The following is a 13,435-nucleotide window of genomic DNA, read 5'->3' on the forward strand; positions in this document are numbered from 1 at the left end:
AAATCTAAAAAATGCAAATCACTCCCTTTGATGATACTTATTTTATGCAGAAGGCAATTGCTGAGGCAGAACTGGCATATGAGAGGGGGGAAATTCCTGTTGGGGTGGTAGTGGTGATCAACAACAGGATCATTGCCCGGGGACATAATCTTACTGAAACTCTGAACGATGTCACTGCTCATGCTGAAATGCAGGCCATCACAGCAGCAGCCAATTTTCTTGGGGGGAAGTATCTCAAGGACTGCACGATGTACGTTACCCTGGAACCCTGCCAGATGTGCGCCGGGGCATTATACTGGAGTCAGCTATCGCGATTGGTTTTTGCTGCTGAAGACCCTCAGAGAGGTTACAGGGCTATGGGTGGTAAACTTCATCCAAAAACAAAGGTTTCCCACGGCACTATGGAAACTGAAGCATCAGGTTTACTGAAGCGTTTCTTTATAGAAAAAAGAAATTTGAAATAGTTCCTCGCGTTTAAATTTTCTTGGCTTCTTCAGGAATATCCCACATATCCTCCAGCTCTTCCAGGGTTTTCCCTTTGGTTTCAGGTATGTATTTATAGGTGAAAATGATTATCCCTAAAATGAATACTGAGAAGATAAAATATGGCAGGGAGCCACTCCAGAAATCGCTTCGGTTCAACTCACTTTCAGCAACCATAGGGAAGGTTTGCGTTACCACGTAATTGGCTGCCCACTGTGCTGCAACGGCAATAGACATAGCGATACTCCTCATATTGTTGGGGAACATTTCAGAAAGGATCACCCATACCACAGGACCCATAGACATCGCAAATGAGGCGATGAAAAGTAATACCCCAATGAGGGATAGTAGACCTACCGAGTTGCTCATAAGGGTTGCCCCAAGGAGAAGGAATCCTGCCAGCATCCCAACTGCACCTATATAAATAAGCGGTTTTCTTCCAAATTTATCTACGGTTGCCATTGCCACGAAGGTGAATACAAGGTTGATCCCGGCGAGAAGCACCTGCTGCTGCAGTACATCTTCCTGACCGAAGCCAAGGGCACTCTCAAAAATATCGGCTCCGTAATATAACACGGCATTGATACCGGTGAATTGCTGCAGGACAGAAAGGACCGTACCTATAACTATTATAGCAAAAACACCCTTCGCAAATATGTTTAGCTTGTTCTTTTGCTTATCGCGGGCTATGGATTTCTCTATTTCTTTGATTTCAAAATCGGCCACCTCTTTCCCGTGTATCCTCGTGAGCACCTTATAAGCTTCAGAATTAAGCCCTTTGATTGCCAGCCATCGCGGACTTTTAGGCACAAAGAAAAGCAGGACCAGGAAGAGCGTACTGGGAATGAGCTCGCTCCATAGCATATACCTCCATCCAAATTCAATATTCTCTGCCTCTGTAGCACTGCTACCAATAAAATATGTAACCAGGAATACCACGAAGAAACCTACTACAATTGCCAGTTGATAATAACTTACAAGAGTACCTCTAATCTTTGCGGGAGCGATCTCTGCGATATAAGTGGGTGCATTCATTGATGCTATCCCTATCCCCAGACCACCCAATAACCTAAAGACCACAAGCAGGGAAACAGACTCTGGTAAGAACGCAGGCAAACCAGATCCCCAGGCTGAAAGTGAAAAAAGCACTGCCGAGATTATTAGGGAGTACTTCCTTCCTATGGCTTTACTTATTGGTCCGGCGACGATAGCACCTGCAAAACAACCCAGCAGGGCACTACCTACAACCCACCCCTTCATCCCGGGGTCAAGATCAAAATACTGACTAAAATAATATTGCGATCCATTGATAACCCCTGTGTCATAACCAAATAATAAGCCTCCAAGAGCAGAGACAATGGTGATAAGGATCAAATAAGTTTTATTCTTCATAGGTAGGAATTAAGAGAGGCTTAAAACTAATTAAAAAATTTGGCAATAAGCTACTCCTGCGTCACTTTGATATAATCAACATAGAATTTTACAGGAAATATAGTGTCATCCACCTCCGGGCCGCCAAAGTTCCCTCCCACGGCCATGTTGATAAGGAAATAGAAAGGATGGCGAAAGGGGTAATGTTCCTCATCATAAACCTTTGGCGTAAATGTATACACATGCTCCCCATCAATATAATATTGAATATCATCTTTTGTCCATACGGTTTTAAAGGTATGATAGCCTTCTTCAATATCCTCGATAAAGGTTTTCTTCGAATTTTCAGTATCCCCGTGGCTGGCAGGAGTGTGCAGGGAAGAATATATGGTATGCGGCTCCCGCCCAACATATTCCATAAGATCTATCTCTCCTGAAGCTGGCCAGCCCACTTCTCCTATATTAGTACCCAGCATCCATACTGCAGGCCAGATACCGTGACCCTGTGGCAATTTCAAACGGGTTTCAATGGTGCCATATTGGAATTCCATTTTATCCTTCGAATTTATTTTGGCTGAGTAATATTTATCTCCATCCTTCACAGCCGTAATGACCAGCTTGCCATCTTCCACACTTAGATAATCCCGGCTGTAGATTTGTCGCTCGTTATTTCCCCAGCCACAAAGATTAGGACACCCATCACCCTCTTCGTGATTCCACTTTGTCATATCCAGGCTGTCCCCTTCAAAATTATCTTCAAACAGTACCTGGGCGGGTGATGTGAGACTCAAACAAAGGGCAAGAGCTGTAAATATTAGATTCCTGTTATTCATCTATTATTTTTTTAAAGTAAATGTTGTTTTCTTTAGGTCCCGTGAGTTTCCTCCCGTCATAACTTCAAATTCCCCTGCTTCTGCTTCCCACTTTTTGTTGGCGCTATAAAACTGAAGCATTGGTTCCTCAATGGTGAAAGTTACAGTTTTTGACTCTCCCGGCTCCAGGTCCACAAGTTGAAAATCTTTTAATTCCTTAACCGGGCGGGTGGTGCTTGCAACAAGATCTCTAATATATAGCTGAACCACTTCTCTTCCTTTTACCTTGCCCGTGTTCTTTAAATTCACCCTCACCTCCAGGTTACCACTTACCGTGATCTCTTTTGCTGAAAGTTGTGGTTCGCCATATTCAAAGGTAGTATAGCTTAAACCAAACCCAAAAGGATAAAGAGCGTCATTTTTTTCATCGGTATATGCTGAATAGGTTACATGTTCAGCGCTGTATGGCCTTCCTGTATTCTTTTGATTATAATATAAAGGCTCCTGTCCCACTGCTCTTGGAAATGAAACCGGAAGTTTTCCTGACGGATTATAGTTTCCAAAAAGCACATCGGCAATCGCATTTCCGCTTTCTGAACCAAGCTGCCAGGCTACAAGTACTGCCGGTACCTCTTCACTTGCTTTGGAGATCTCCAGGGGCCTTCCATTGATAAGTACAAGCACAATATTTTCGTTTACTTCACGTATCGCCTTCAGCAATTCCTGTTGCACCCCTGCAAGGCCAATATTCACCTGGCTGCGGCCTTCCCCACTTTGGAAAGCATCTTCTCCAAGGGCCATTACTACTAGATCTGCCTTACGGGCTACCTCAACAGCTTCAGCAAAGCCAGACGTATCTGTCTTATTGATCTTGAGTGGCATTAAGAAACTGCGCTCCCCCATTCCAAGATCGGCTCCTTTGGCGTAAGTTACATTTACATCCTTACCTGCCGCATTGCGAACTCCTTCAAGAACAGATACAGCAGAATTTGCTTCTCCCTGTCCTCTCCAGTTCCCTATCGGGGTGTCCTTATCATCTGCCAGAGGTCCTATCACTGCTATATTTTTTACAGTTGATGCAAGTGGCAAAACATTATTCTCATTCTTTAAAAGTACAATTGACTTCCTCGCTATATCGCGGGCAACTTTTCTGTGATCCTCGTAGGAGATGGATTTGATGGTTTCAGGATTAGAATAACGGTAGGGATCTTCAAAAAGTCCCATTTTGAACTTGATACGCAAGATCCTTTTTACAGAATCATCTATTAGGGATTCATCCAGATTTCCTTCTTCCACAAGTTCCTTTAGCCCCACTTCATAGGCGCCACCTTCCATATCCATATCACTACCGGCTTTTAAGGCAATTTCAGCAGCGTGTTTACGATCCCTGGCAAAGCCGTGATCTATCATTTCAGATATCGAAGCCCAGTCTGAAACTATGAATCCGTCCCAGTTCCAATCTCCTTTTAGCACATCCCGCTGCAGGACCTTATGGCCAGTTGCCGGGGTACCGTCTATGTCATTGAAGGCATTCATCACCGTGGCAACTCCCGCATCTGCCGCAGCTTTGAAGGGTGGAAGCAGGGTGTTGTGAAGTTCATTCTCTCCAATGTGCACGGTATTGTAATCACGTCCTGCCTCAGCAAAACCGTAACCAACAAAGTGCTTGGCGGTAGCAGCGATGGTATGAGGATTTGCAAGGTCATTCCCCTGGTAACCATTCACCTTGGCCACAGCTACTTTGGAGGTTAGGTAAGGGTCTTCCCCGCTACCTTCCATGATCCTTCCCCAACGGGCATCCCGCGAAATATCTATCATAGGGGAAAAGGTCCAGTTCACCCCATGAGCCACAGATTCCAGCGCAGCAATTCGTGCCGACTCCTCTGCAGCTTCCATATCCCAGCTGGCAGTTTCTCCCAGGGGCACCGGGAAAATTGTTTTATACCCATGGATAACGTCATACCCAAACATCATTGGGATCTTTAAACGGGAATTTTCCATCACCAGTTTTTGGGCGTGGTTAGTGGCTTCAACAGAAAGTACATTGAGCATGGAGCCCACACGACCATTCTTGATATTTTCTTCTTTTTGCCGGGCATCCATATTGGAAGCCGGTCCTGTTAAGTCCCAGCTACCATTATATTGTACCAGCTGCCCTATCTTCTCCTCCAGGGTCATGAGTGCTAGAACCGAGTCTACTTTTTTCTCTACATCCCTTACAGAACTGGGGATGCGGGAATTTTGTCCCTGTGCCAGGTTAATACCCAGGGCGAACAGGACGAAGAGGCTTATTTTTTTCATTTTGGTGCGTGTTAAGTTAACCGGAGGGAAAAAACCCTCCGGGGAACTACTTCAAACAAAAACTAACATTAAACTATTGGTACACCCTTATGTAATCCACTTCCATAGAGGATTCTTCAAAAGCAGGGTCAATTTCACCGCCAAAGGTTCCTCCCATGGCTACATTAAGGATTAGAAAGAACTCCTGGTTAAAAGATGACGCAGGATCATTGGCATAGGTATGAACCACCTGGTCGTCTACCAGGAATACAATTCTTTCCGGAGACCACTCCATGGTATAAATATGGAAATCTGTGCTTACGCCAGGTACTTCCAGGGAGCCACCATCGGCATTACCGCCGGAACGCCCGGGATAGTGCAGGGTACCATGGATCACATCCTGTTGGTTTCCTACGTGCTCCATAATATCTATCTCCCCGCTCTCTGGCCAGCCAACTTCTCTAAAGTTGGAGCCCAGCATCCAGATCGCAGGCCAGGTCCCGGCTCCTTCTGGAAGTTTGGCACGTGCTTCCACACGACCATACTGGAACTGGAAATTATTTTCAGTTGTGATCCTGGAGGAGGTGTAATTGAATCCATCTCTCTCTTCAGCACGGGCAGTGATCACCAGGTTGCCGTCTTCAATAACTGCATTCTCTGTAGTATAATATTGCTGCTCCTGGTTACCCCAGCCAGCCTGACCATTTCCGGTTTCAAAATTCCAGATCTCAGTATCAACGGGACCATCGGTATCAAAATCCTGCTCCCATAAAAGATCGTTGTAAATAGATGTAAATTCATCTGGCTCTTCTTCTCCCTGGGAAGTTGTGAATTTTAAATACCAGGCAAGACCGGGATCATTACCCATTATTGCCCTTACGTGCATAAAGGTAGGAGTGATCTCCAGGATCTCAAAAGAACTTGTGCCTATGTAGTAACTCATAAAGCCACCGCCAGAGATATTTATTACCGTTCCCACTGTTTGCTCCTCTGAAAGACCGGAACTCGATGGGGAAAGCGAAACATTATAAGAAGTCGCCGGACTAAAATCGAGACATTCATCTTCAGATCCAGAGCCACCAAAGTCGGGACCGTAAGAAGCATTGTAGAAAGTTTGCCCCATGTTATCATAGGTATAAACAATATTTTCTCCCTCCAGGCTAAAGGTAAGCTCATCTGTATAAAAACAAGAGCTTACAGGTGCACCTGCCTTTTCAAAAGGAGCTGCGGCATACCAGATAGGGCTTGAAAAACCTTCTCCAGCAGATGGCCCCACTCCCAGGTGGCCGGGTTGTGCTGCTGCCACATACCAGGTCTTGGAACTTCCACCGGTTAATAACTGCTTGGTCTCAGGATCGCTGAAATCGCTAAAAACAGTTACCGTCGTGGTCGTGTTGGCAGAGATCCCGCCGGTGCCCGAAGCTATAACAGTTATTGTATAATCATTGACCCCGTTCTCATTGAAGTTATGAGTGGTTCTCCCGCTGTGGGATACCTCCTCAAAACCATCGCCATATATGAACTTATAGGTCATTGCATCATCTGCACTTGCAGTGAATTGTACGGCACCACTGCCGTCCCCATAGGGATCCTCAGTCGTGGCTCCTACCACCTCTGCTGTTACGCTAAGGCTGGTAGGATTTTTAAGTTCCCCTATGCTATAATCATCTTCGACACAACTCATTGCTCCAAAAACAAGAAGCAGCATGAAGAAGGTTCTTTTTATAATTATTAATTTTTCCATTATATGTTGTTTTTGATGCTGTTAATTATGAAATAATATATTGTCAACATAGACAGTTCCTTCGCCAGAAGGGTTTCCGGAAAATATGAGCTGCGAAATATTATTTCTTGTGGTAAGCCCTTCAAAATCCTCAAGCGGAATATCAAGTCTTACCCACTGTCCCTGTGCAGGATTGGAGATGACGATCTCGTGTTCCACATCATCACCACCGCCATCATATACTCCATTAGGGCCAAAATCCACCAGTTTGATCCTGAATTCTGTAAGATCTGCTGTCCAGAAGTCTACGTGGAAATGTGTCATATCACCTGCATCAATTTGAGGATTGGTTGTTTCAATGCCTACAAAATTTAGGTTGCTGTACACTTTAACTTCATTCCCTCCCAGAGACACATCTTCGAGCAGCCCGGCAGACCAGCTGGTCAACCAGGTATCTACAGGAACATTGGTATATGAATCACTGAACATAGAGATCACATTTGCCTCGTCAAAAGTTGGGGCAGCTGCGGCTGCGGTTGGCTCTGTTGCACCACCACCACCGGTAGATTCTCCTACTGCGATATCGTCAAAATACATGGTTGCCCCTGTACCAGGATTTCCAAAGTCGTAGAATATGATCACCCTGTCATAATCGATGTCGCTGCTGAAGGCTTCAAAACTTGTAAGGTCAAAATTCATCACTTCCCACTCATTTGAAGTGGTAGTATTCTGGATCACCTCAACAACTACTGAAGGATTTCCATTGGCATCTGGTGCTGAGGCTGAATTCTCCATTTTGAACAGGATTGGCACCCCGGCGGCCGGAGACCAAACTTTCATACTTATTGTAGTACTCTCTGTAAAATCTACAGGCTCATCAAGGTTTAAAGAAATACCTGCCCAGGTTTCAGCTCCCGAGGATTTGGTGATCTGGGAAACTTTGGCACTGTTGTTAAGGCCGCTGGCATCTGGATTATCTATTACTGAACCTCCTGCGCCTCCAAAACCTCCCCAGTTGTAGGCAAGGGTTTCAGATTCAAAGGTAAGTGGCAATTTTACAAGCTCCAGCCTGGTGGTTCTTATATTATCAAAGTAGTAAGTTTCTCCAGTTCCGGATTCTCCAAAGTTAAAGAAGAGGACAACCCTTCCATAATCTTGTGAAGCATCAACTCCAGACATATCAAATATTAAAGTTTCCCACTGGTTTTCTACTGTGGTAGTCGCAACCGCTTCCACATTAATGTTGGCATCTCCAAGATTTTCAATCTTGAATATCACATCAGCTCCCGCAACAGGAGACCAAACATCAACGGCGATATATTGATTTGTTGAGAAATCTATAGGTTCATCAAGGGCAATGGTAGTACCTGCCCACACTTCACTTCCGGCAGGCTTGGTATATGATGCTACTCTTGCACTGGTATTGATCCCGCTAGGATCTGGATTATCTATTATTGGTACTCCTGCACCTTCGCCTCCACCAAAATTATTGAAGGTATAGTTAAGAGTTGAAGATTCAAAGTCTATTGGCAGGTATAAAGGATCTGTGATCATCACCTCGGTTACCACCTCTGTTGTCGCAGCTCCTCCACTTAAGGCAACTACTCTTACGCTGTAAGTACCTATAGAAGAATAGGTATAGGAAACGGTTTCCCCCGGCATTAACAGCGCTGGTTCCTCTTCCTCATCCTCTCCAAAATACACCTCATACATAGCAGCATTTTGTGCAGTTGCAGCAACACTTATAGTGTAATTGTCTACAGGATCACGAATGATATCCACTTCAAGATTTTCTGGTGCCAGGAAAGAAACGGTTAAAGGCTGTATTCCGGTTGCCGTTTTTCCATTCACATTGATCCCTGTGATTCCAACTTCGTATTGTCCTTCTTCATAAACATGGGTTACTTTTTCCCCTACCTTTACTTCTTCAGCAACCGGGGAACCATCTCCAAAATCCACTTCAAAAAGAACCGCACCTTCTCCCGTTGGGATTATGGTGACCATTCCACTATTGTCCTGCGTTATTTGGAAAGTTGCTCCCAGGTTGGATGGTGCCTGCAGGCTGTTAAGATCCAGGTGGTCATCGTCCTTATCACAGCCTGTAACTGCTATGACGAAAAGCACCGAAAAGAGTATTTTAAAATATTTTTTCATTTTTCTCTATTTTAGATTTTAGTAACCAGGATTTTGGCTCCAGTTCCCTTGTGAGAATTCTATTTCTTCCAATGGAATAGGAAATACTTCGTTTTTACCCGCGGTAAATCCGTCGATGGCTTGTGCAGCTCTACCTGTACGTACCAGGTCAAAGAAACGATGTCCTTCCCCTACAAGTTCCAGTCTTCTCTCTCTGTAAATAGCCTCGGTTAAATTATTTCCTGAAACCTCTACAGCATCCAGGCCTGCTCTTTCCCTTACCATATTGAGATAAGTTCTTGCTCGGGTGTCATTGATCCCGCCGCGGTTCAAAGCTTCAGCCGCCATAAGAAGCACATCTGCATAGCGTATAGCCCTGTAGTTATTCGGCTGGGTTAAATTAGCATCTCCCATATTGTCGTTTTGACGTGGAAGGTATTTGCGGTTGAAATATCCTGTGTGTTTATAACCTTCAGCATAAGTAGCTCCGGTTTGTGCGGCCCAGGCTTCAATATCAAGGATTGAATAATCCCTTCTTATATCATCTTCTGTAAACAAATTGTAAACCTCCTCTACCGGCACGTTAAAACTAAAGCCCGATTCAAAAAGAGGGCCTGTATAATTCCTGATGCCCTGGAATCCTACAGCCACATTTCCTTCGCTACACTGCAAGCAGCCAAAACCTGCTCCCTGTTCCCCTGTATATTGAACTTCAAAAACAGATTCCTCGTTATTCTCTCCCTCATATTCAAAAAGAGTAGCGAAGTTTGAAAGAGCGTAAGGCCCATTGTTTATAAGTGTTGTAAGTACAGTGGCGCTCTGGTCAAATTTATCCTGGTATAGATACACTTTTCCAAGAAGGGCCTGGGCAGCACCTTTTGTTGCCCGGCCTGTTTGTGGTGCGGTATATTCCAGATTATCTACGGCAAACTGTAGGTCACTCTCAATTTGAGCATACACTTCTTCTCTTGATGCACGTGGTACGGTCTTTTCATCCCCAAGCACAAAACGCTCATCCCCTTTAAGCGGGATAGGTCCAAACCATTTAAGAAGTTCGAAGGTGAAATATGCCCGCAGGAAACGTGTTTCTGCAATGATCATATCCTTCCCGTCAAAATCTGTCTTATCTTCAAATTCCAGGATGTAATTGGCACGTTGTACTCCTGCAAAGTTCCAGTCCCACACATCATCCAGGTTATCATTTACAGGGGTATGTGTCATCTCGTCTACCTGTTGAAAGCCTATAACATCTGTAGCACTTTCACCCCCGCTAAGGGTATTATCTGAAGCTATCTCACCCAGCAGGACGTTCACGTAGGTGGATTGGAGAATGTCATAAACTCCTACCAGCGCATTGTAATAATCTGTTTCAGAATTGAAATAATTCTCTGAGTCGATATTATATTCTTCTGTTTTTTCAAGATAATCCTCGCTACAGCTTACCCCACTTATAAGGACAAGCGATAAAAGAAGATATTTGAATTTCAAACTATATCTTTTCATGTTGCAGTTTTTTAAAAGTTAAGGTTTATCCCGGCCATATATATTCTTGGGATTGGGTAGAACCCATAATCTATCCCGCCACCAATAGCAGCTCCAGAGGATGCCGCAGGGTCAAACCCGCGGTATTTTGTGAATGTATAAAGGTTGTTGACAGAGGCATATATTCTAAGCCTGCTTACTCCCAACCCGGACAGATATTCTTCCGGTAGCGTATATCCCAGTTGAACGGTCTGTATCCGGGCGTAGGAAGCATCTTCTACATAATAATCTGAGAACACCATATTTGAAGTTGCCCCTGTGGTTACCCTGGGAACTTCATTGCTGGTTCCCGGGCCTGTCCACCTGTCCATAATATAGGCGTGGCGGTTCACGTTTGGCTGGTTTCTCTCATAGTTCCTCACCATATCATTCCCAAGGGAAGCGAAGGTGTAACTCACAAAATCAAAGTTTTTATAATCAAAGCTAAGGTTGATACCCATAATTGCTTTTGGAATTGGATTTCCAATGTTCGTACGGTCATCTGTATTTATAACACCATCTCCATTTATATCAACATATCTAAGGTCACCCGGGGCAGCAGGGGCTCCAAGGGCAGCCTGTGATGGGTGAGCATCTACTTCTGCCTGTGACTGGAAAATACCATCTGTCTTATACCCGAAGAAATAACCTATTGGGAATCCTGCCTGGAATCTCGCCGGTTGTGGCTGGCCTACTCCAAAGTTCCCGCCGGGCACAAACTCGGTTCCATTTACTGCAACCACTTCATTCCTAAGGAAAGTAGCGTTGTAGCTTACATTAAAGTTGAAATCATCTGCAATTTTATCTGAATATCTTACTGCAAATTCAAGTCCCTCGTTACGGGTAGTTCCCGCATTTACCGTTGGAGCTCCTGCACCGGGTGCTCCCCCTCCAAGGATCCCTGAAACCGGGATTCCGGCAACCAGCAGGTTCTTACGGTCCTCACGGAAAAGGTCTGCTGTGATATCAAGTTTGTTATTGAACATCCTTAGGTCTACCCCGAAGTTGATCTTTTCAGATTCTTCCCATCCTGAAGCAGGGTTAGGAATACGGCCAAGAGCAGTACCATTTACAAGAAGGCCATCAAAAACATAGGTGGCCTGTCCATCAAGAAGGGAGCGGTAAAACTGGGGACTACCTGCCTCGTCATTTCCAAGAACCCCGTAACTACCTCTAATTTTAAGGAAAGTAATGCTTGCGTTATCCTGCAGGAAATCTTCTTCAGAAAGTATCCATCCTGCTGTTGCAGAAGGGAAGTATCCTACCCTGTTCTCTGGTCCAAACCTGGTTGAGGCATCACGACGTATCATACCAGATATAAGATATTTTCCAAGATAATCATACTGCACCCTTCCAAAGAAAGAAAGTTTTCTAATATCATATACATAAGAACTGTTAGGCTTATCGTCTACAGTTCCTGTGGTAAGGCTAATATCTGCAAAGTCCCAGGAATTGTTGGGAACATCAAAGCCTGAGGCAAATAGACCATCTCCCCAGTTTCTTATTACCGTCATACCACCTGTGGCGGTTAGGTGATGATCATCACCAAAATAAGTATCGTAAGTACCAAACAGGTCATAAGTATAACTGTTATCATTGATCCTGTTCTGGTTCACCTGGCTCCTGGTATTGTTAAATACCTTCCCGGGGCCATACGAGATCAAAGGCGCAAAGTCCTTTCCTTTGCTCAATGAAAGGTTGTATCCTATTCTTGAGGTAAAAGTTAGCTCGCTTGTAGGGGTGAAATCCAGGGCAAAAGATCCATTGAACTTATTAAGGTTATAATCATTAAACGTATTCTGTATCTGGGATAACGGATTAATGATCTCATTCCCCAACCTACCCTGCAGGTCTTCCTGGTCCAGGGCAAAAGTGGGCGCCATATTAAGGGCGTTGAAAAGTACTGAGCCAAGCCCGCCTTCATTAATGGAACGCCGGTCTATATTAGTATAGATGGAGTTTGCAGTGAAATCGAACATATCTGAAATATCAATTCCCAGGTTAAACCTCGCTGTACTCCTGGTAAAATCAGATTTCTCTGCTCCCACGATACCTTCCTGGTAAAGATGAGATCCACCTACAGAGTAAGTCACCCGTTCCGATCCGCCCGAGAGGGTAAGGTTATGCTGTTGCATTGGAGCTGTATCAAAAACCGCATCCTGGAAGTTCGTTCCTTCTCCTAATCCGTTTACATTTGGATAAGGAAGAGGCTGTCCATTGTTGGCATATGCCTCATTTAAAAGCAATGCATATTCTGTAGCATTTAGTAAGGGCACTTTTCTACTGGTCTCCTGTATACCAAGGTAAGCATCATACTGTATAGTAGGAGCGGTATTCTTAGAACCAGATTTGGTTGTGATAAGAACCACCCCGTTCGCACCTGCGATACCATAAATAGCAGCCTGCGCATCTTTAAGAATGGAAATGGACTCTACATCATTGGGGTTGAGGGTTCCAAGATCTCCCTGGTAACCGTCAATTAATACAAGAGGACCGTTTACACTATTGGAGGCGATACCTCTAATGTTAATATTGATACCTGCACCCGGTGCTCCCGAGGACGGGAGAACATTTACACCTGCAGCAGTACCCTGTAAAGCCTGCTCGATCTTGATTGGACGCAGGTCATCAATGGTCTTGCTGGAAACAACCGAAACAGCCCCGGTCACATCCCTTCGCTGCTGGGTACCATATCCAATAACGACAACCTCATCAAGGGCACCGGCATCGGTTTGCAGCATTACTTCAATAAAACTGTCATTTGTAATTGTAACCTCCTGCGATACGAATCCCACATAAGAAAATTGCAGAACATCGCCTGTAGAAACATTGGCCAGTGCGAAATTACCATCAAAATCTGTGGTTGTACCCCGGCTTTGGTCCTTAACTAAAACATTTACCCCCGGTAAAGGCAGATTATTATTGTCTACAACATTTCCTTCAACCGAAAACGATTGAGAAAACATGGACAATACCCCACCAAAAAGGGCAATTATAAAACATGTGAATTTCTTCATTAGACTATAAGTTTAAATTGCTACAGCAAGATATGCGAGATATGTTAAGGAATTCAAAAAGCCACCTTTACAAAAAATATACAGGAGTGAATTAT

Annotated in this window: 8 protein-coding genes; 1 reads left to right on the forward strand and 7 read right to left on the reverse strand. The window is 44.4% G+C overall.

Annotated elements, in window-relative coordinates; all coding sequences use genetic code 11:
* The first annotated feature begins 11 nt into the window (after nt 1-11).
* Nucleotides 12-464, forward strand: coding sequence for a nucleoside deaminase (locus FHG64_RS08510; RefSeq protein ID WP_139065997.1), 453 nt, complete (start codon nt 12-14; stop codon nt 462-464).
* Nucleotides 465-474: 10 nt separating this feature from the next.
* Here the strand turns inward: FHG64_RS08510 and FHG64_RS08515 are convergent, their stop codons facing one another.
* The 7 genes from FHG64_RS08515 to FHG64_RS08545 form a co-directional block, all read right to left on the reverse strand.
* Nucleotides 475-1,875, reverse strand: coding sequence for a sugar porter family MFS transporter (locus tag FHG64_RS08515; RefSeq protein ID WP_139065998.1), 1,401 nt, complete (start codon nt 1,873-1,875; stop codon nt 475-477).
* Between the two features lie 50 nt (nt 1,876-1,925).
* The gene (locus FHG64_RS08520; protein ID WP_139065999.1) at nt 1,926-2,687 is read right to left on the reverse strand and encodes a glycoside hydrolase family 16 protein; all 762 of its coding nucleotides are present in this window, start codon (nt 2,685-2,687) and stop codon (nt 1,926-1,928) included.
* Between the two features lie 3 nt (nt 2,688-2,690).
* A complete protein-coding gene (bglX, locus tag FHG64_RS08525; RefSeq protein ID WP_139066000.1) occupies nt 2,691-4,967 on the reverse strand; it encodes a beta-glucosidase BglX in 2,277 nt (758 codons plus the stop codon).
* A gap of 73 nt (nt 4,968-5,040) precedes the next feature.
* Nucleotides 5,041-6,690, reverse strand: coding sequence for a family 16 glycosylhydrolase (locus FHG64_RS08530; protein WP_139066001.1), 1,650 nt, complete (start codon nt 6,688-6,690; stop codon nt 5,041-5,043).
* A gap of 21 nt (nt 6,691-6,711) precedes the next feature.
* Nucleotides 6,712-8,823, reverse strand: coding sequence for a hypothetical protein (locus tag FHG64_RS08535; RefSeq protein ID WP_139066002.1), 2,112 nt, complete (start codon nt 8,821-8,823; stop codon nt 6,712-6,714).
* Between the two features lie 18 nt (nt 8,824-8,841).
* Complete coding sequence (locus FHG64_RS08540) at nt 8,842-10,305, reverse strand: RagB/SusD family nutrient uptake outer membrane protein (protein WP_139066003.1); 1,464 nt, start codon at nt 10,303-10,305, stop codon at nt 8,842-8,844.
* A gap of 11 nt (nt 10,306-10,316) precedes the next feature.
* Nucleotides 10,317-13,340, reverse strand: coding sequence for a SusC/RagA family TonB-linked outer membrane protein (locus FHG64_RS08545; RefSeq protein ID WP_139066004.1), 3,024 nt, complete (start codon nt 13,338-13,340; stop codon nt 10,317-10,319).
* Nucleotides 13,341-13,435 lie beyond the last annotated feature (95 nt).

Source organism: Antarcticibacterium flavum, assembly GCF_006159205.1.
GTDB classification, from domain to species: domain Bacteria; phylum Bacteroidota; class Bacteroidia; order Flavobacteriales; family Flavobacteriaceae; genus Gillisia; species Gillisia flava.